The organism is Pseudomonas sp. REB1044, from assembly GCF_038813925.1.
Taxonomy (GTDB): Bacteria; Pseudomonadota; Gammaproteobacteria; order Pseudomonadales; family Pseudomonadaceae; genus Aquipseudomonas; species Aquipseudomonas boreofloridensis.
In genome coordinates, this window is record NZ_CP046139.1 from 4,769,601 (window position 1) to 4,787,847 (window position 18,247).

General features: G+C 64.4%; 15 protein-coding genes. 4 read left to right on the forward strand and 11 right to left on the reverse strand.

The window, feature by feature from the left end:
• Positions 1-47: 47 nt before the first annotated feature.
• Both GKC70_RS21645 and GKC70_RS21650 read right to left on the reverse strand, forming a co-directional pair.
• On the reverse strand, positions 48-2,189 hold the full coding sequence (locus tag GKC70_RS21645) for an EAL domain-containing protein (protein WP_342649883.1): 2,142 nt from the start codon (positions 2,187-2,189) through the stop codon (positions 48-50).
• A 287-nt stretch (positions 2,190-2,476) separates the two neighbouring features.
• Positions 2,477-3,661: an aminotransferase class III-fold pyridoxal phosphate-dependent enzyme gene (locus GKC70_RS21650; RefSeq protein WP_342649884.1), complete on the reverse strand. Its 1,185-nt coding sequence runs from the start codon at positions 3,659-3,661 to the stop codon at positions 2,477-2,479.
• A 209-nt stretch (positions 3,662-3,870) separates the two neighbouring features.
• Here GKC70_RS21650 and GKC70_RS21655 point away from each other — a divergent pair, with 209 nt between their 5' ends.
• Positions 3,871-4,776: a LysR family transcriptional regulator gene (locus GKC70_RS21655; RefSeq protein WP_342649885.1), complete on the forward strand. Its 906-nt coding sequence runs from the start codon at positions 3,871-3,873 to the stop codon at positions 4,774-4,776.
• A gap of 282 nt (positions 4,777-5,058) precedes the next feature.
• Here the strand turns inward: GKC70_RS21655 and GKC70_RS21660 are convergent, their stop codons facing one another.
• From GKC70_RS21660 to tkt, 8 genes are all read right to left on the reverse strand, one after another.
• Positions 5,059-6,837 carry an acyl-CoA dehydrogenase C-terminal domain-containing protein gene (locus tag GKC70_RS21660; protein ID WP_342649886.1) on the reverse strand — a complete coding sequence of 593 codons (1,779 nt, stop codon included), beginning with the start codon at positions 6,835-6,837 and terminating at the stop codon, positions 5,059-5,061.
• A gap of 122 nt (positions 6,838-6,959) precedes the next feature.
• Positions 6,960-8,243, reverse strand: coding sequence for a GGDEF domain-containing protein (locus tag GKC70_RS21665; RefSeq protein ID WP_039582776.1), 1,284 nt, complete (start codon positions 8,241-8,243; stop codon positions 6,960-6,962).
• Positions 8,244-8,428: 185 nt separating this feature from the next.
• On the reverse strand, positions 8,429-9,493 hold the full coding sequence (fba, locus tag GKC70_RS21670) for a class II fructose-bisphosphate aldolase (RefSeq protein ID WP_029614535.1): 1,065 nt from the start codon (positions 9,491-9,493) through the stop codon (positions 8,429-8,431).
• A gap of 100 nt (positions 9,494-9,593) precedes the next feature.
• Positions 9,594-9,920: an MliC family protein gene (locus GKC70_RS21675; RefSeq protein ID WP_342649887.1), complete on the reverse strand. Its 327-nt coding sequence runs from the start codon at positions 9,918-9,920 to the stop codon at positions 9,594-9,596.
• Positions 9,921-10,005: 85 nt separating this feature from the next.
• Entirely contained in the window at positions 10,006-10,224 is a 219-nt protein-coding gene (locus tag GKC70_RS21680; protein ID WP_342649888.1) for a hypothetical protein, read from the reverse strand.
• Positions 10,225-10,257: 33 nt separating this feature from the next.
• Positions 10,258-11,421 (reverse strand): phosphoglycerate kinase, encoded by a 1,164-nt coding sequence (locus GKC70_RS21685; protein WP_342649889.1) that lies wholly within the window; start codon positions 11,419-11,421, stop codon positions 10,258-10,260.
• Entirely contained in the window at positions 11,418-12,494 is a 1,077-nt protein-coding gene (epd, locus tag GKC70_RS21690; protein WP_039582772.1) for an erythrose-4-phosphate dehydrogenase, read from the reverse strand. Before epd ends, GKC70_RS21685 begins: the two co-directional genes overlap by 4 nt.
• A gap of 153 nt (positions 12,495-12,647) precedes the next feature.
• Complete coding sequence (gene tkt, locus GKC70_RS21695) at positions 12,648-14,645, reverse strand: transketolase (RefSeq protein ID WP_342649890.1); 1,998 nt, start codon at positions 14,643-14,645, stop codon at positions 12,648-12,650.
• A 260-nt stretch (positions 14,646-14,905) separates the two neighbouring features.
• Here tkt and GKC70_RS21700 point away from each other — a divergent pair, with 260 nt between their 5' ends.
• The 3 genes from GKC70_RS21700 (at position 14,906) to GKC70_RS21710 (ending at position 17,690) form a co-directional block, all read left to right on the forward strand.
• A complete protein-coding gene (locus tag GKC70_RS21700; protein WP_116887424.1) occupies positions 14,906-15,904 on the forward strand; it encodes a metalloregulator ArsR/SmtB family transcription factor in 999 nt (332 codons plus the stop codon).
• 12 nt (positions 15,905-15,916) lie between these two features.
• On the forward strand, positions 15,917-17,107 hold the full coding sequence (gene metK, locus GKC70_RS21705; protein ID WP_029614541.1) for a methionine adenosyltransferase: 1,191 nt from the start codon (positions 15,917-15,919) through the stop codon (positions 17,105-17,107).
• A gap of 187 nt (positions 17,108-17,294) precedes the next feature.
• Positions 17,295-17,690: a DUF1090 domain-containing protein gene (locus GKC70_RS21710; RefSeq protein ID WP_342649891.1), complete on the forward strand. Its 396-nt coding sequence runs from the start codon at positions 17,295-17,297 to the stop codon at positions 17,688-17,690.
• 40 nt (positions 17,691-17,730) lie between these two features.
• Here the strand turns inward: GKC70_RS21710 and GKC70_RS21715 are convergent, their stop codons facing one another.
• Positions 17,731-18,177, reverse strand: coding sequence for a cytochrome c (locus GKC70_RS21715; RefSeq protein WP_342649892.1), 447 nt, complete (start codon positions 18,175-18,177; stop codon positions 17,731-17,733).
• Positions 18,178-18,247: the final 70 nt, after the last annotated feature.

The following is an 18,247-nucleotide window of genomic DNA, read 5'->3' on the forward strand; positions in this document are numbered from 1 at the left end:
GGCCACACAGTCAACCGCGCCACAGGGCACGGCAACTAGCAGTTTTGTCAGGTCGTGGGCGACGGTGAGCACGTCGTCGGCCAGGCATACACCGACGAGAACCCCTGGGCGTCGGCAGCCATCATCGGCCGTGCCACGAGAAAACCCTGGACGTAGGCGCAGCCGTTGTCGCGCAGCCACTGCGCCTGCACCGTCGTTTCCACGCCTTCGGCGATCACGGTGATGGCGTAGTCGGCGCACAGGGCAATGACACTGCGCACCAACGCCGCATCGGCCAGCGACTCGGGCAAGCGCGCGACCAGGTGGCGATCGAGCTTGAGGGTGTCGATGGGCAAGTCGCGCAACATGCGCAGCGAACAGTCGCCAGCGCCGAAGTCATCCAACGCCACGCGCACCCCCAACTCGCGCAGGCGCTTGATCTGCTTTGCCGCGGCGTCGATGTCGTACATCAGCGAGGTTTCCGCCACCTCCACTTCCAACTGCGCCGGCGCCAGCCCGTGTTCCTCGATGGCACGGCGCAATTCGTCGACCAGGTTCGGTTGGGTGAACTGGGCGCGGCTCAAGCTGATGCCCAGCACCAGATCGTCGGCGAACACGTGCTGCCAGTCCCGGCGCTGTGCAGCGCCCTTGCCGTAGATCCAACTGGCCAGGCGATGGATCAGGTGCGCCTCCTCCAGCAGTGGGATGAACAGCCCCGGCGGCACATCGCCGACACTGGGGTGCTGCCAGCGCAACAAGGCTTCGAAGCCACGCAGATGGCCATCGGCGAAGCCGACCTGGGGCTGGTAGACCAAGGTGAAATCCTGATGATCGATGGCGGTGCGCACGCTGTCTTCGAGCATCAGCCGCGAGCGGGCCCGGCCATTGAGCTCCTGCGCGTAGAAGCGGTACTGCTGGCGACCGGCGCGCTTGGCCGCGTACATCGCCGTGTCGCCTGCGCGCAGCAGGCCTTCGACGGTGGCGCCGCAGTCGGGGTAGGTGGCAATGCCAATGCTGATGCCCAGGCACACGTCCTGGCCGTCAACCTGCGGACAACTGGACATGCGTTCGATCAGCGCCTCGGCATAGCGACCTGCGTGTTCCGGATAGGGCAAGCCGTCGAACAATGCAGTGAACTCATCACCACCCATGCGCCCGAGCAGCGCCTGGGCATCCAGACAGTCCCTGAGCTGTTCGGCGACCCAGCGCAGTACACGGTCGCCCGCCTCGTGCCCAAACGTGTCGTTGATCTGCTTGAAGCCGTCGAGGTCCATGTACATCAGCGCCTGGACCTTGTCTGCGCGCTCGTTACGCACCAGCGCAGCTTCGGCCGTCTGATAGAAGCCGCGCCGGTTGAGCAGGCCGGTCAGGGGATCGGTCACCGCCTGATGCTCCAGTTGCTGATGCAGGCTGTTCACCACCGACATATCCAGCACCGTCACCACCATGGCTTTCTGCTCGACCGACAACGGCGCACAGGACAGCGCCACCGGGATAAGCGAACCGGCTGGGGTACGCAACTGGGCATCGTGGACCCGGAAGATCTCCCGGCTCAGATAGGCGTGGTAGAAGTCCGAGTCGCGCCACAGCGCAGCACTGGGCAACTGGATCAGGTCCAGCACATGGGCACCGCGCAAGCGCGCCACCGGCACCTGGAGCAGCCGCGAAATGGCCGGGTTGGCGAAGCCGATGATGCCGCAGTCATCCACCACCACGATGCCCTCGGCAGCATTTTCCAGCACCGATGTGCTGAACGCATGCGCCGCTTCCAGTGCCTGGCTCAAGCGTTGCAGCGCGCGCTGGTTGCGCTGCTGCTCCAGAATGGCCTGCACCTTGGGCTTGAGAATCTGCGGGTCGAACGGTTTGAACAGATAGTCCACCGCCCCGCTGGCGTAGCCTTTGAGCACAGCGGCCTGACTCTGCTCGTTGGCGGTGAGGAAGATGATCGGCGTGAGGCGCGTGCGCTGACTGCCGCGCATCAGCCGAGCGACTTCGAAACCGTCCATGCCGGGCATCTGCACGTCCAGCAGGACGAGGTCCACCTCGTGTTCCAACAGTGCGCTCAAGGCTTCCCTGCCTGAGCCTGCGGTGATCACCTGCCAATCCTGGCCGACCAGCAAGGCGCGCATGGTGATCAGATTTTCCGGGTAGTCATCGACTACCAGCAGCACGGAGCTGCCTTGCGGTGCCGCGTCTTGAGCTCCATCCATGCCACTTCTCTTCGCGAACGTCTTTGTCTTGTAGTTGGATCCGATGTCGACCCGGCAGCGGAGTTCACTGTCAGCGATGCAATCAGTTCGCTATCAATGAATCAAATGAGAATAGCCGATCAACGGAGCCCTGCAGGGCCGATGGAATGGGCCTTACGAGGGTATTGGGCGGTGGCGGCCATCCAGATGAAGGGACACGCGCGACAGGCAAAAAAACGCCCCTGACCACACACAGCAGGTCAGGGGCGATGCGCAGATACGCCAGACGGTTCGTTGAAAGGCAAAACTCAGCCGAGTGCCACACCAAAACGCTGTTGACGAGGCTGCAGGTGGGCGAACGATTGCGCCAGACGCTGCAACATGTCGTCGATGTTGCCGCGACTGACATCCAGTGCCGGGGAAAAGCGCACGACGTCAGGTTTCACCGCAGCGAGCAGTAAGCCTTCGCCCAAGGCGGCCTCGACCAGTGCCTGGGCCTGGGCCTCACGCAGGTGAAGCGCCCACAGCAGGCCCTGGCCACGCACCTCGCTGTGGCTATGACGCCGCGCCACTCGGCTCAGGCCATCGCGCAGGTGACGGCCGCTGTCCTGCACCTGGTCGAAAAAACCCGGCGCGAGCAGGGTATCGAGCACGGCCAGCCCGGCCGCGCTCATCAAGGCGTTATCGGCCTGCCTGATGAGCGTGGCGCACGCCTCGGTGCAGAGGGCCGTGCCGCGTGCCAGCAGGGCGGCCAGCGGAACACCGCTGCCCAGGCCACTGCCGAGAATGACGATATCGGCACGCACGCCATACGTCTGCTCGGCCAACAACGCGCCACAACGGCCGCTGCCGGTCTGCGTCTCGTCGAGGATCAGCAGGATGCCGAGTTCGCGGCAAAGCTGTTCGGCGCCGAGCAGGTAGTCTCGGGTCGCCGGAATCACGCCCGCGTCAGCCTGGAGCGGTTCGAGCATGATGGCCACGGTGCGCGAGTCGACTTGCGCGTGCAGCGCCGCCAGGTCGTTGAACGGCACCTGACTCACACCCGTCCCTCGGGTCCGACCCGCGGTGATGATGCCTTCGGCGCCGCCGCGGTGCCGTCTGCCCCACTCACGGGCCAGCCTGAGCGCGTCTTCGCAGGCCTGGGCACTGCTGTCCAGCACCCAGGCCTGATCGCTGCCGGTGGCCTGGCACAGGCGCTGGATCAAGACCTGCGCGGGCGCGCTGGCGAAATGACGGCCGGGATTGATCAGGGCCTGGGCCTGAGCGCCGAGCGCGTTGACCAGCACTGGCGGGCTGTGCCCCAGGCTGTTCATCGCCCCCGCCTGGTCGAAATCCAGGCAGGCATGTCCACGGTCGTCCCACAGCCAGGAACCCTGGCCGCGTACGAAGGCCCGGGCACACACGTTGGGCACTACCGCTGCAGTTTGGCCACGCTGCGCCTGGCGCGACTCGACAACCGCGAGCGTCGGGCGACGCCGCTTGAACAGGTTCATGGTGGCTCCACGGCATTCAGGCATGCAGGCAAGGCGCCTCGGTCTGCGCCGCAGGTCGTTGTTTTGCTCTGCCTATCGAAAACGAATACTCATCACCATCAAGATCAAGCCTATCGTTCACTTAATCCTGCTGATTGACGGCGCTAGACTAGGCCTCTCGGCGCGCCGGGGCCATTTCGTTTTCCCAGCTTTTTCGATAAGTGAATCTTATGGATTTTCGCCAACTGCGTTATTTCGTCGCGGTGTATGAAGAAGGCCATGTAGGCCGAGCCGCCGAGCGACTGTCGCTGTCGCAACCGGCGCTGTCGCAGCAGATCCGCCAGCTCGAGCACAGCCTCGACCTGAGCTTGTTCGAACGCAGCAACAAGCGTCTGTTGCCGACTCTGGCCGCGCACACCCTCTACAACCACGCGCTGCCGCTGCTCGACGGCCTGCAACGCGCCCAGGAGGCGATGCTCGGTTTCAAGGGGCAATCGCTGCGCACCCTGGCCATTGGCGTGCTGCAGACCGTGCGCCCGAGCCTGGTGCCCCGACTGCTGGAAAAGCTGCGCAGGGCGCAGCCGCACCTCGTGGTGCAAATCTATGAGTTATCGGGCCTGGAGATCGAGCGGCGGCTGCTCAACGGCAGCCTGGATATCGGCATCAGCTACCTGCCGCCGCGCCAGCCGGGGCTGCACGGCCAGTTGCTGTATGAAGATGAACTGCAACTGGTCATCCCCAACACCCACCCATTGAAGGATTTCAAGAAAGTCTCGATCCGCCAGGCCGCTGAGCTGCCGCTGTTGATGCTGGGCGAAGAGTTCCAGATCCGCCAGATCTGGCAGGCGCAACTGGCCAATCTTGGGCGTCGGCCACAGGTTCAGGCGGAAATGAACAACATGGGCGGGATCCTCGACAGCCTGGCCAACACTGCGTTGGCGACCATTCTGCCTGGGCGGGCGAAGGAAGCGGCCGAAGACGAACAGGCGCTGCTGTGGAAGCCGCTGAGCGAGCCACGGGTACCGCTGAAGGTCGGTTTGGTGTTTCGCGATGCACAACGTCAGCAGGCCTCGGTGGAGCTGCTGCGAACAGTGCTGGAGGAAGAAACTGATGCCCGACATGGCGCGATGACGTAGGACGCGCGTGGAAAATGAAACCCCAGACGAAGGAAACCCCGCCGAAGCGGGGTTATCCAGACTGTTTCCCTGACATCCTTATCGTCCCACCATCCTGGCGGGAAATCCTTTTGTGTCCCTGTTCTGTCCTTTGCGCTTCCTGCGCTGCGTCCATGTGAGAAAGATTAACCCTGGATCCAATCTTAGGAAAGAGGCGAAAAGTCACCACGCAGCGTAGGAAAAAGCTTACAAGGCCGAGGATTCCGAGATGTCAGAGACGTCTCACGTTATCCGTCCCGTCCATCAGAATTGCGCCGCATCCAGCAGGTACAGCGGCTCGCTGCCCGCCTTCACCGCCGCCACCAGCGAATCGACCCTGGGCAGCAGGCGTGCGAAATAGAAGCGTGCGGTGCCGAGCTTGGCGCCGTAGAAGGCCTCGTCGCCCTCGCCGACCTGTGCGGCGCGGGCCATCAAGGCCCACATGTAGGCGTAGGCGACATAGCCGAAGGCATGCAGGTATTCGACCGAGGCGGCGCCGATTTCGTTTGGGTTGTCCTTGGCCTGCTGCAGCACCCATTCGGTCAGGCCGTCGAGCTGATCCAGGGCCACGCCCAACGGACGTGTGAATTCTCCGATATTAGCGTCGGCCGAATCGATGAACTGACGGACCTCATCGGCGAACAGCCGGTAGTAGGCGCCACCACTGGCCACCACCTTGCGCCCCATCAGGTCCAGCGCCTGGATGCCGTTGGTACCCTCGTAGATCTGGGTGATGCGCACGTCGCGCACCAGTTGCTCCTGCCCCCACTCGCGGATGTAGCCGTGACCACCGAACACCTGCTGGCCATGCACCGTGCACTCCAGCCCCAGGTCGGTGAGGAAGGCCTTGGCCACAGGCGTGAGCAGCGCGACCAGTTCCTCGCTGCGCTTGCGGGTGGCAGGGTCTTCGCTGAACTTGGCGCTGTCCAGTTGCAGGGCCACATAGGTGGAGAACGCGCGCCCCCCCTCGTTCAGCGCCTTCATGGTCAGCAGCATGCGCCGTACGTCCGGGTGGACGATGATCGGATCAGCCACCTTGTCCTTGGCCTGCGCGCCGGTCGGTGCGCGGCTCTGCAGACGGTCACGGGCGTACTCCACGGCGTTCTGATAGGAACGTTCGGCCGACGCCAGGCCCTGGATACCCACGCCCAGGCGTTCATAGTTCATCATGGTGAACATCGCCGCCAGCCCTTTGTTCGGCTCACCGACGAGGTAACCCAGCGCCTGGTCGAAGTTCATCACGCAGGTGGCCGAGGCCTGGATGCCCATCTTGTGCTCGATGGAGCCGCAGTTGGCCGGGTTGCGCGCGCCCAGGCTGCCGTCTTCGTTGACCAGGAACTTGGGCACCAGGAACAGCGAGATACCCTTGGGGCCGGGCGGGGCGTCCGGCAGCTTGGCCAGCACCAGGTGAATGATGTTCTCGGTCAGGTCGTGCTCGCCGCCGGTGATGAAGATCTTGGTGCCGCTGACCTTGTAGCTACCGTCGGCCTGAGGCTCGGCACGGGTGCGGATGATGCCCAGGTCGGTGCCGGCGTGAGGCTCGGTGAGGCACATGGAGCCGGCCCAGACGCCTGCGTACATGTTCGGCAGGTAGCGCTGCTTGAGCGCCTCGCTGGCATGGGCGTTGATGGACAGGCAGGCCCCGGCGGTGAGCATCGGATACAGGCCGAACGACAGGCTCGCCGCGTTGACCATCTCCTCCACTTGGGCGGAGACGACCTTGGGCATGCCCATGCCACCGAACAGCGGGTCGCCGCCGACGCCGACCCAGCCCCCTTCGGCATAGGTGCGATAGGCCTCGATGAAGCCTGCCGGGGTGCGTACTGCACCGTTGGCCCAGTGGCAGCCTTCTTCGTCGGCGGCGCGGCTGAGCGGAGCGATGCTGCGACTGGTGACCTTGCCCGCTTCTTCCAGCACAGCCATAGCGGTGTCGAGGTCAACGACCTCCGCCAGGCCCGGTAGCCGAGCCCACAGATCGGCCACATTGAAGACTTCATTGAGTACGAAGCGCATATCGCGCAGGGGCGCTTTATAGTCGGCCATGACAACCTCTCGCTAGTAGAGTCGGAGCGGCCCGCCGGGGCCGCACACTGGGTTGCAGGCAGTGTAACCGAACAACTTTTACGAGACATAGGGTCATCAAGCGACCGAATGGTCAGAGATGGTCACGCCGTGCGTACAGCGCCACGCCGCACCGTCTGCCCGGTCTGCATCACGCAGTTGCGCCCCGCCGCCTTGGCGCTGTAGAGCGCCTGGTCGGCCGACTTGAGCACCTCATCGGGATTTCGATGCTCCGGCAGACGCTCGGCGACACCGATGCTGATGGTCACCGACACCGTATTACCCGCCGATCCGGCACGCCGCTGGCGACCGGCGGTGTCGTTCTGCGGTCGGCTGTTCTGATCGCGTAGCTGGATGGCGTAGTTGGCGATCATTTCGCGTACTGCCTCCAGGTGCGGCAGGCACTCTTCGAGGGTTTGCCCGGCGAACACCAACGCGAACTCTTCACCGCCGTAACGATAGGCACGACCACCGCCGGTCACTTTCGACAAGCGGCTGGCGACCAGCCGCAGCACTTGGTCGCCGACATCGTGGCCGTGGGTGTCGTTGAATTTCTTGAAGTGATCCACGTCGGTCATGGCGATCACATAGCTGCGCCCCAGGCGCTGCATGCGCTCGTTCAGCGCTCGACGCCCCGGCAGGCCGGTCAGCTCATCGCGGAATGCCATCTGATAGGCCTCATGGGACACCGCGGCGGCGATCATCAGCATCACCTGGCTGCACATGATGTTCAGGGTGAAGGGCAGGATGAAGGTCTGCGGCAGCATCCAGAAAATGCCGATCAGGCCGACGATCTGCGCCGCATGCAAAGGCCGTGGCTGGCGCAGGTACTGCACCACGAGCAGCACGAACACCCCGAAGAACAGCGGGTAGGCGAGTTGGATCAGGCTCATCCACTGGCCATGCAACGACGGCCAGCGAATTTCCGCCAGCCAGCCCAGCAACGCCTGCGGGTAGCTCTGCTCCAGGGCCAGGGCCACACCGCCGACCGCGAACAGCACGGCAAAGCGCGCAAGCATGTCCTGGGCCAGGTGGGTGCGTTCCTGCCAGGCGCCAAACAGGCCATACAGCCCCGGCAACAGCAGGCATACCAGGTGGAACACCACCGCAGCGTCTTCGCGCACCTGGCCGTGGTCGCGGTAGTAGTCGGTCTGGGTGTCGAGCAGGAAATAGGCGATGTACACCGTGACCATCAGGAACAGCTCGCGCTGGCGACGGTAGACCGCACAGTACGCGCCGCCGAGCAGCAGCACCATGGTCGGCAGTACGTTGAATAGCGAGGTGAAGAACACGCTCAGGTCGCGCACGTACGCGGCTGCGAGCCCGAACAGCAGCAGCAGGATCGAAGGCAGGAAGTGGCTCGGGCGGACAGCGGATAGGCGAAACACGGGCAATCTCCGACCCGGAAGGTCAATAATAGCATTGTGCCTTAATTCATCGGCCGCGCGCATGAATAGATGAATACAGGTGGGCGATTTACCGACCTTGGCGCATCTGCCAGGTTCCTCCAACTCAGACATGCAGGCATGAAAAAACCCGCATCGCTGCGGGTTTCTTCAGTGCGCTCGAACGATCAGTTGACCTTCGCGGCCAGCTCGCCTTTGGCGTAGCGCAGGTACATGGCGTCCAGGGAGATCGGTTTGATCTTCGAGGCGTTGCCTGCGGTGCCAAAGGCTTCGTAGCGGGCGATGCAGATGTCACGCATGGCCACGACGGTCTGGGCGAAGTATTTGCGCGGGTCGAACTCGGACTTGTTCTGCTCCAGGAAGCGACGGATCGCACCGGTGGAGGCCAGGCGCAGGTCGGTATCGATGTTGACCTTGCGCACACCGTGCTTGATGCCTTCGACGATTTCTTCGACCGGCACGCCGTAGGTTTCTTTGATGTCGCCGCCGAACTCATTGATGATCGCCAGCCAGTCCTGCGGTACAGACGAAGAACCGTGCATCACCAGGTGAGTGTCAGGGATGCGCTGGTGAATGGCCTTGATGCGGTCGATCGCCAGGATGTCGCCGGTCGGCGGCTTGGTGAACTTGTAGGCGCCGTGGCTGGTGCCGATGGCGATGGCCAGGGCATCGACCTGGGTCTTCTTGACGAAATCAGCGGCTTCTTCCGGGTCGGTCAGCATCTGGCTGTGGTCCAGGATGCCTTCGGCGCCAACGCCGTCTTCTTCACCGGCCTGACCGGTTTCCAGGCTGCCCAGGCAACCCAGCTCGCCTTCGACCGACACGCCGCAGGCGTGGGCGAACGCGACGGTTTGCTGGGTCACGCGCACGTTGTAGTCGTAGTCCGACGGGGTCTTGCCGTCTTCCTTGAGCGAGCCGTCCATCATCACCGAGCTGAAGCCCAGCTGGATCGAGCGCTGGCAGACGTCAGGGCTGGTGCCATGGTCCTGGTGCATGCACACCGGGATGTGCGGGAATTCTTCGATGGCCGCCAGGATCAGGTGACGCAGGAAGGGAGCACCGGCGTATTTGCGCGCACCGGCGGAGGCCTGGACGATGACTGGAGAGTCGGTCTTGTCGGCCGCTTCCATGATGGCGCGCATCTGCTCGAGGTTGTTGACGTTGAAAGCTGGAACGCCGTAGCCGAACTCGGCGGCGTGGTCCAGCATCTGGCGCATGCTAATGAGTGCCATTGTGTATCTCTCTCCCGACAAGCGTCGTTGTTTCGTGCAAGCCTGCCGCAGGGGCGGTTGCTGTTCAAGTAGTTGTGGACCGCCGTGACGGTCCGGCCAATCACGGTGCCTTGCAGCCCCGCCCAATCAGATCGTTGGTCGCCTCCCAGTACACCAGGCCTTCGTTGCCCTTGGTGTGGAAGGCGAGCACGCCATCGCTGTACAACGCACCCGAAGCGCCGGGCTCGGCCTTAAGCCGGTAGACCTGGTCGGCGCCGCCGAGGCGTACGTCCACCGCGTGCTGCGAGGCGTCGGCGTAGCGCCACAGCACCTCGGCCTGGCTGTCACAGACCCAGCGGGTCCAGGTGTCCGCCGGAGCGGAGGTCGGTTGCAGCAACGAGCAACCGGCCAGGGTTGCCAGGGCCAGTGCGGCCAGCAGCGCTTTCATTCAGCTTCCTCGCGTAGGGCCGGTGGTGACGCCACCGAACCACTGTTCAAGACCACAAAACCACCCATCGGTTGCCCCGACCCGATCAAGGGCAGCCGGGCGCCTTGCGCTGGTACTCGTCGTCGTACTTCTCCAGACCGTCCGGCCCCAGGCGCTTGTTGATCACCGGAACCGTTTCGGCCTGCCACTGCGACTGGTAGCAGCCGCCCTGGGGCGCGTGCGCCGGCTCGCTATCCGTCGCACGATCGCTGGAACAGGCGCCGAGCAGCGCGATCAGGACCAGCACAGGCAATTGCTTGACCATCAGGTCGCTCCCTTTGCCAGGCGCCATCGCCGATCAGCCCTTGGCCCGCTCTTCGAGCACGGCCACCGCAGGCAGTACCTTGCCCTCGACGAACTCGAGGAAAGCACCGCCACCGGTGGAAATGTAGGAGATATCGGCACCGACGCCATATTTGTCGATGGCCGCCAGGGTGTCGCCACCGCCGGCGATGGAGAACGCTGCGCTGTCGGCGATGGCCTTGGCCAGCACTTTGGTGCCGTTGCCGAACTGGTCGAATTCGAACACCCCGACCGGACCGTTCCACAAGATGGTCTTCGACGACTTCAGCAGCTCGGCGAACTGGGCAGCGGTTTGCGGGCCGATGTCGAGAATCATGTCGTCGTCCGCCACGTCGGCGATGGCCTTGACCGTGGCTTCGGCGCTCTCGGCGAATTCCTTGGCCACCACCACGTCCACCGGCAGCGGCACGCTGACCTTGGCGGCGATGGCCTTGGCGGTATCGACCAGGTCAGGTTCGTACAACGACTTGCCAACCGGGTGACCGGCGGCAGCGAGGAAGGTATTGGCGATGCCGCCACCGACGATCAGTTGGTCGCACACGCCGGACAGGCTGTTGAGCACATCGAGCTTGGTCGAAACCTTGGAACCGGCGACGATGGCCGCCATCGGCTTGGCCGGCGCCTTCAGCGCCTTGCCCAGGGCATCGAGCTCTGCAGCCAGCAGCGGGCCGGCCGCCGCAACCTTGGCGAACTTGGCCACACCATGGGTGGAACCTTCTGCGCGGTGGGCGGTGCCGAACGCGTCCATCACGAATACATCGCACAGGGCCGCGTACTTCTGCGCCAGCTCGTCGGCGTTCTTTTTCTCGCCCTTGTTGAAGCGCACATTCTCGAACAGCACCACCTCACCGGCCTTGATCTCGACGCCGTCGAGGTAGTCGGCCACCAGCGGTACGTCGCGGCCCAGGGCCTTGCTCAGGTATTCGGCCACCGGCTTGAGGCTGTTTTCCCGGGAGAACTCGCCTTCGCTCGGGCGCCCGAGGTGCGAGCAGACCATCAGCGCCGCGCCCTTCTCCAGGGCCAGCTTGATGGTCGGCAACGCAGCCTGGATACGCGCATCGCTGGTAACCACACCGTCCTTCACAGGCACGTTGAGGTCTTCGCGGATCAGTACGCGTTTACCTTGCAGGTCGAGGTCGGTCATCTTCAACACGGTCATGAATGCAGTCCTTCAGGGCTGTTTGCGGCGGTTTGGTGGACGACGTGCAGGTAGTGCCCCGCGACGTCGAGCATACGGTTGGCGAATCCCCATTCGTTGTCGAACCAGGCCAGCAGGTTGACGAGCCGAGGGCCGCTGACGCGAGTCTGGCTGGCATCGACGATGGCCGAATGCGGATCATGGTTGAAATCACAGCTGGCGTGGGGCAGCTCGGTGTAGGCCAGCAGGCCTTTGAGCGGACCGTCCAGTGCGGCCTCGCGCAGCACCCGGTTGACCTCGGCGGCGCTGGTGTCGCGAGCGGTCAGCAGGGTGATGTCCAGGCACGACACGTTGACGGTCGGCACGCGTACCGCTTTGGCCTGGATTCGCCCGGCAAGTTCCGGCAGCAGGCGCTCGATGCCGCGTGCCAGCCCGGTGGACACCGGGATCACCGACTGGAACGCCGAGCGGGTGCGGCGCAGGTCTTCGTGGTGGTAGGCATCGATCACCGGCTGGTCGTTCATCGCCGAGTGGATGGTGGTGATCTGCACGTAGTCGATGCCGAAGGCCTGATCCAGCACCCGAAGCAGCGGCACGCCGCAGTTGGTGGTGCAGGAGGCGTTGGAGACCAGGCGTTCGTGACCGGTCAGGCAGTGCTGATTGATGCCGTAGACCACGGTGGCATCGACATCCGCCTCGCTGGCCATGGGCTGGGAGAACAGCACGCGCGGCGCCCCGGCCTGGAGAAAACGCTGGCCGTCGACTCGGCTGTGGTAAGCGCCGGAGCATTCGAGCACCAGGTCCACGTCCAGTGCCGCCCAGTCGATGCCTTCGGGAGTGGCACTGCGCATGACTTTCACGCAGTCGCCGTTGATGTGCAGACAATCGCCATCGACCTTCACCTCGCCGGGGAAGCGGCCATGGGTGGAGTCGAAGCGGGTCAGGTATTCCAGGCTGGCCTGATCGGCCAGGTCGTTCAGCGCGACGATCTCGAAGCCGGCCTTCGCCCCTCGCTCGAACAGAGCGCGCAGGACACAACGGCCGATGCGGCCGTAACCGTTGAGTGCAACTTTGTAGGGACGATCGTGGGTCATTCGCGACTCGCTAATGCAGGATGGCCATCGGGGCCGCGATGCGGCCCAGCGCGGCACAAGGCCGCTTCCACAGGGCACGGTGCAAGCAGTGCCTTGTCGAAGCGGCCTTGTGTCGCGAGACGAGGGCATCGCCCTCGCCTCGCCCGGCATGAATCAGTCTTCCAGCAGCTCTTCGGCGGTGCCCAGGATGTTCTCCAGGGTGAAGCCGAACTCCTCGAACAGCGCGGAGGCCGGGGCCGACTCGCCGTAGGTGGTCATGCCGATGACGCGACCTTCGAGGCCGACGTACTTGTACCAGAAGTCGGCATGGGCCGCTTCGATGGCGATGCGCGCACCGACTTCCAGCGGCAGCACCGATTGCTTGTAGGCGGCGTCCTGGGCGTCGAACACGCTGGTGCTCGGCATCGACACCACGCGGACCTTGCGGCCCTGCTCGCTGAGCGCGTCGAAGGCCTGAACGGCCAGACCCACTTCCGAGCCGGTGGCGATGAGGATCAGTTCCGGCTCGCCGGCGCAGTCCTTGAGCACGTAGCCGCCACGCGCGATGTCAGCGATCTGCTGGGCGCTGCGCGGCTGATGCTGCAGGTTCTGCCGGGAGAAGATCAGCGCGGACGGACCGTCGTTGCGCTCCAGCGCGGCTTTCCAGGCCACGGCCGACTCGACCGCATCGCCCGGACGCCAGGTGTCCAGGTTCGGCGTGCTGCGCAGGCTGGTCAGTTGCTCGACCGGCTGGTGGGTCGGGCCGTCTTCGCCCAGGCCGATGGAGTCGTGGGTGTACACATGCACCACACGCTGCTTCATCAGCGCCGACATGCGCACCGCGTTGCGGGCGTACTCCATGAACATCAGGAAGGTGGCGCCGTAGGGCACCAGGCCGCCGTGCAGGGCCAGGCCGTTCATGATGGCGGTCATGCCGAACTCGCGCACGCCGTAGAACACGTAGTTGCCGCTGGCATCGACGGCATCGACGCCCTTGCAGCCCTTCCACAGGGTAAGGTTGGAGCCGGCCAGGTCGGCCGAACCGCCGAGCAGTTCAGGCAGCAGCGGACCGAAGGCGTTCAGGGTGTTCTGGCTGGCCTTGCGGCTGGCGATGGTCTCACCCTTGGCAGCCACTTCCTCGATGTACTGCTGAGCCTTCTGGCTGAAGTCGGCAGGCAACTCACCGGCGCTGCGGCGCTTGAACTCGGCGGCCAGTTCCGGGAAGGCCTTGGCGTAGGCCTCGAAGCGCTGGTTCCACTCGGCTTCGGCCTTGGCACCGGCGTCCTTGGCGTTCCATTCGGCGTAGATGTCGGCCGGAATCTCGAACGGACCGTAGTTCCAGTTCAGTTCCTTGCGCGCCAGGGCGATTTCGTCGTTGCCCAGCGGGGCGCCGTGGCAGTCTTCCTTGCCCTGCTTGTTCGGCGAACCGAAGCCGATGATGGTCTTGCAGCAGATCAGCGTCGGACGGTCGCTCTTGCGCGCCGTCTCGATGGCGGTCTTGATCTCTTCGGCATCGTGGCCGTTGACGTTGCGAATCACCTGCCAGTTGTAGGCTTCGAAACGCGCCGGGGTGTTGTCGGTGAACCAGCCGTGCACTTCGCCGTCGATGGAAATGCCGTTGTCGTCGTAGAAGGCGATCAGCTTGTTCAGGCCCAGGGTGCCGGCCAGGGAGGCGACTTCGTGGGAAATACCTTCCATCATGCAGCCATCGCCCATGAACACATAGGTGTGGTGGTCGACGATGTCGTGGCCTTCACGGTTGAACTGCGCCGCCATGATCTTCTCTGCCAGGGCGAAGCCCACGGCGTTGGCGATGCCCTGGCCGAGCGGACCGGTGGTGGTCTCCACGCCTGGGGTATAGCCATATTCCGGGTGACCTGGAGTACGGCTGTGCAGTTGGCGGAAGCCCTTGAGGTCGTCGATGGACAGGTCGTAGCCGCTCAGGTGCAGCAGTGAGTAGATCAGCATCGAGCCATGGCCGTTGGACAGCACGAAGCGGTCGCGGTCGGCGAAGCTGGGGTTGCTCGGGTTGTGCTTGAGGTAGTCGCGCCAAAGCACTTCGGCGATATCCGCCATGCCCATGGGGGCACCGGGGTGGCCGCTGTTGGCCTTTTGCACGGCATCCATGCTGAGGGCACGAATGGCGTTGGCACGATCACGACGGCTGGGCATCGCAGGTCTCCTGAGGCTTGAAGAAGTGGTGAAACGGGAAAAAGACGACCATTTTCCCCCACTGTGCGGCCAGGGGCAAACATTTCGAGCTTCAAGCGGCAAGTTTGAAGCGGCAAGACGCCGGTTCCCCCCTTACGGACCGCTTCGGACGTGCCGCCTGAAGCTCGAGGCTTGCCGCTGGCGGCGAACGGCCGCCCAATATCAAAACTTTTTGATATTGGCCTTGCGGGGGCACGGTTGGCTGTCTAGACTCCCGCTCCATGAATCTTCAAGCGCCCATCACCTCTCACCGCAGCGACGAGCTGACCGCCCTGTGCAAGGCCGGCGGCGATCCGCTGCGCCTGAACGTGCTGCGCGCGCTGGCCAGCGACTCCTTCGGCGTGCTGGAGCTGGCGCAGATCTTCGATATCGGCCAGTCGGGCATGAGCCATCACCTCAAGGTGCTGGCCCAGGCCGACCTGGTGGCCACCCGCCGTGAGGGCAATGCCATCTTCTATCGCCGCGCCCTGCCGGACAGCCAGCGCTTGGGCGGGCGCCTACATTCAGCGCTGCTCGAAGAAGTCGATGGCCTGGCGTTGGCCCAGGAGGTGCAGGCCCGCATCGCCCAGGTGCAGCAGCGTCGCGCGGCCACCAGCCAGGACTTTTTCCTGCGCGTCGAAGAGAAATTCCGTGCCCAGCAGGACTTGATCGCCGGCTTGCCGCAATACCGGGAAAGCCTGCTGGCCCTGCTCGACAAGCTGCACTTCGGCGCCCACACCAGCGCCCTGGAGGTCGGCCCCGGCGACGGCGGTTTCCTGCCCGACCTGGCCCGGCGCTTCGCCCACGTCACGGCACTGGACAACAGCCCGACCATGCTCGAGCTGGCCCGCCAGGTGTGCGAGCGCGAGGCGCTGGACAACGTCACCCTGCACCTGGCCGACGCCCTCGGCGCTGCGGACGTGCAGGCTGACTGCGTGGTGCTGAACATGGTGCTGCACCATTTCCCCGACCCGGCCCAGGCGCTGCGCCAGTTGGCCGCACGGGTGAAGGCCGGCGGCAGCCTGCTGGTCACCGACTTGTGCAGTCACGATCAGGCGTGGGCCCGCGAAGCCTGCGGCGACCTGTGGCTGGGCTTCGAGCAGGACGATCTGGCCCGTTGGGCCACCTTGGCCGGGCTCACCCCCGGCGACAGCCTCTATGTGGGCTTGCGTAACGGTTTCCAGATCCAGGTCCGGCATTTCCAGCGGGCCGCTGGCAACACACACATCGGTACATTTTAGGAACCCTTCGAGATGAGCGAATACTCCCTTTTCACCTCCGAGTCCGTGTCCGAAGGGCATCCGGACAAGATCGCCGACCAGATTTCCGATGCCGTCCTGGACGCGATCATCGCCCAGGACAAGTACGCCCGCGTGGCCTGTGAAACCCTGGTCAAGACCGGCGTGGCGATCATCGCCGGCGAAGTCACCACCTCGGCCTGGGTCGACCTGGAAGAGCTGGTGCGCAAGGTCATCATCGACATCGGCTACAACAGCTCCGACGTCGGCTTCGACGGCGCCACCTGCGCCGTGATGAACATCATCGGCAAGCAGTCGGTGGACATCGCCCAGGGCGTCGATCGTTCCAAGCCGGAAGACCAGGGCGCTGGCGACCAAGGCCTGATGTTCGGCTACGCCAGCAACGAAACCGACGTGCTGATGCCGGCGCCCATCTGCTTCTCGCACCGTCTGGTCGAGCGCCAGGCCGAAGCGCGCAAGTCCAAGCTGCTGCCGTGGCTGCGCCCGGACGCCAAATCGCAGGTCACCTGCCGCTACGAAAACGGCAAGGTAGTGGGCATCGACGCGGTGGTGCTGTCGACCCAGCACAACCCCGAAGTGTCGCAGAAAGACCTGCAGGAAGCGGTGATGGAACTGATCGTCAAGCACACCTTGCCGGCCGAACTGCTGCACAAAGGCACCCAGTTCCACATCAACCCGACCGGCAACTTCATCATCGGTGGCCCGGTGGGCGACTGCGGCCTGACCGGCCGCAAGATCATCGTCGACTCCTACGGCGGCATGGCCCGTCACGGCGGCGGCGCATTCTCCGGCAAGGACCCGTCCAAGGTCGACCGTTCCGCCGCCTACGCCGGCCGCTACGTGGCCAAGAACATCGTCGCCGCGGGCCTGGCCGAGCGTTGCGAGATCCAGGTGTCCTACGCCATCGGCGTGGCCCAGCCGACCTCCATTTCGATCAACACCTTCGGCACCGGCAAGGTCTCCGACGAGAAGATCGTGCAACTGGTGCGCGAGTGCTTCGACCTGCGTCCGTACGCCATCACCAAGATGCTCGACCTGCTCCACCCGATGTACCAGGAAACCGCCGCCTACGGTCACTTCGGCCGTGAGCCGCAGCAAAAGACCGTCGGCGACGACACCTTCACCACCTTCACCTGGGAACGCACCGACCGCGCTGCCGCCCTGCGCGACGCCGCCGGCCTGTAAGGCCATCTGGCGTCGAACCCGCAAGCCCCTGCCGAGCGATTGGCAGGGGCTTTTTCATACCTGATCGCACAAAACCGTAGGGACTTTCTCCCTCTTGAGGTCAATCAGGTCACCACGGTTTCCAAATGGGCAAAATCCGGGCAGGATTTCGTCTTTGTCGTCCCGCCCTGTAAAGAGGCCCTCGTTCATGAAATCAGTTTCCACGCTCGCCCTGCTGGCAGTCGTCGGCCTGGCCGCCGGCCCGCTGCAGGCGGCTCAACCCGATGCCGGCCTGACCGGCTGCGCCGCCAAACGCAGCGCCATCGAGCAGCAACTCAGCGAAGCCCGCGCGCACAACAACAGCGACCAGGCCGCCGGCCTGGAGAAAGCGCTGAGCGAAGTCACTGCCAACTGCACCGACAGCAGCCTGCGCAAGGAGCGTGAGCAGAGGGTGCTCGACGCTCGCCACGAGGTCAGCCAGCGCACCAAGGACCTGGACAAGGCCATGAAGAAGGGCGACCCGGAGAAGATCAACAAGCGCAAGGAAAAGCTCGCCGAATCGAAGAAGGAACTGCAGGAAGCGGTGGACGAACTCGAGCGCTGATGACCGAGTGGCGCGCCGGGCTCGCCCCACGCGCTGCCGATCAGTGGTTGCGGAACTCCGTATGACAGGCCTTGCACGCTGCCTCGACGCGGTCCATCGGCGCTTTCAGTACCTCGGCGTTCAGCCGCTGGCCGGTGCTGGCGGCGACCAGCTCGCCGGTCTCGCCCTCAAGCTGGCGGGCCAGCGCCTCGAAGCGTGCCTGACGCTGCCACACCTCGGGCCGGGCGCTGCTGTCGCCGTCGTCGCGCACCGCCGGAAAGTGCTGCCACGGCGCATGGGCCAAGGTATCGAGGCGCGCGGCACCGGCCTCGAACTTCGACGCATCGAACGGCAGTCGTCCGCGCAGCATGCCGCCCAGGTCTTCGCTGGTCTTGAGCATGTCCTTGAAGATCGCCTTGCGCTGGCCCAGCGGCGAGTTCGGGTCGACACGCTCGCAGGCGCACAGGGCCAGCGTGGCGAGCAGCACTACGGTCAATCGCTTGTACATCACGGTCTCTACGGCCAACGGAATCGGGCATGCAGTATCGTCGCCCATCGGACAAAGACCAATAGCCACA

Coding starts and splice junctions, on each gene's coding strand:
- GKC70_RS21645 (WP_342649883.1), bottom strand. CDS start 2,189: ATGGATGGAGCTCAAGACGCGGCACCGCAAGGCAGCTCCGTGCTGCTG.
- GKC70_RS21650 (WP_342649884.1), bottom strand. CDS start 3,661: ATGAACCTGTTCAAGCGGCGTCGCCCGACGCTCGCGGTTGTCGAGTCG.
- GKC70_RS21655 (WP_342649885.1), top strand. CDS start 3,871: ATGGATTTTCGCCAACTGCGTTATTTCGTCGCGGTGTATGAAGAAGGC.
- GKC70_RS21660 (WP_342649886.1), bottom strand. CDS start 6,837: ATGGCCGACTATAAAGCGCCCCTGCGCGATATGCGCTTCGTACTCAAT.
- fba (WP_029614535.1), bottom strand. CDS start 9,493: ATGGCACTCATTAGCATGCGCCAGATGCTGGACCACGCCGCCGAGTTC.
- GKC70_RS21675 (WP_342649887.1), bottom strand. CDS start 9,920: ATGAAAGCGCTGCTGGCCGCACTGGCCCTGGCAACCCTGGCCGGTTGC.
- GKC70_RS21680 (WP_342649888.1), bottom strand. CDS start 10,224: ATGGTCAAGCAATTGCCTGTGCTGGTCCTGATCGCGCTGCTCGGCGCC.
- GKC70_RS21685 (WP_342649889.1), bottom strand. CDS start 11,421: ATGACCGTGTTGAAGATGACCGACCTCGACCTGCAAGGTAAACGCGTA.
- epd (WP_039582772.1), bottom strand. CDS start 12,494: ATGACCCACGATCGTCCCTACAAAGTTGCACTCAACGGTTACGGCCGC.
- tkt (WP_342649890.1), bottom strand. CDS start 14,645: ATGCCCAGCCGTCGTGATCGTGCCAACGCCATTCGTGCCCTCAGCATG.
- GKC70_RS21700 (WP_116887424.1), top strand. CDS start 14,906: ATGAATCTTCAAGCGCCCATCACCTCTCACCGCAGCGACGAGCTGACC.
- metK (WP_029614541.1), top strand. CDS start 15,917: ATGAGCGAATACTCCCTTTTCACCTCCGAGTCCGTGTCCGAAGGGCAT.
- GKC70_RS21710 (WP_342649891.1), top strand. CDS start 17,295: ATGAAATCAGTTTCCACGCTCGCCCTGCTGGCAGTCGTCGGCCTGGCC.
- GKC70_RS21715 (WP_342649892.1), bottom strand. CDS start 18,177: ATGTACAAGCGATTGACCGTAGTGCTGCTCGCCACGCTGGCCCTGTGC.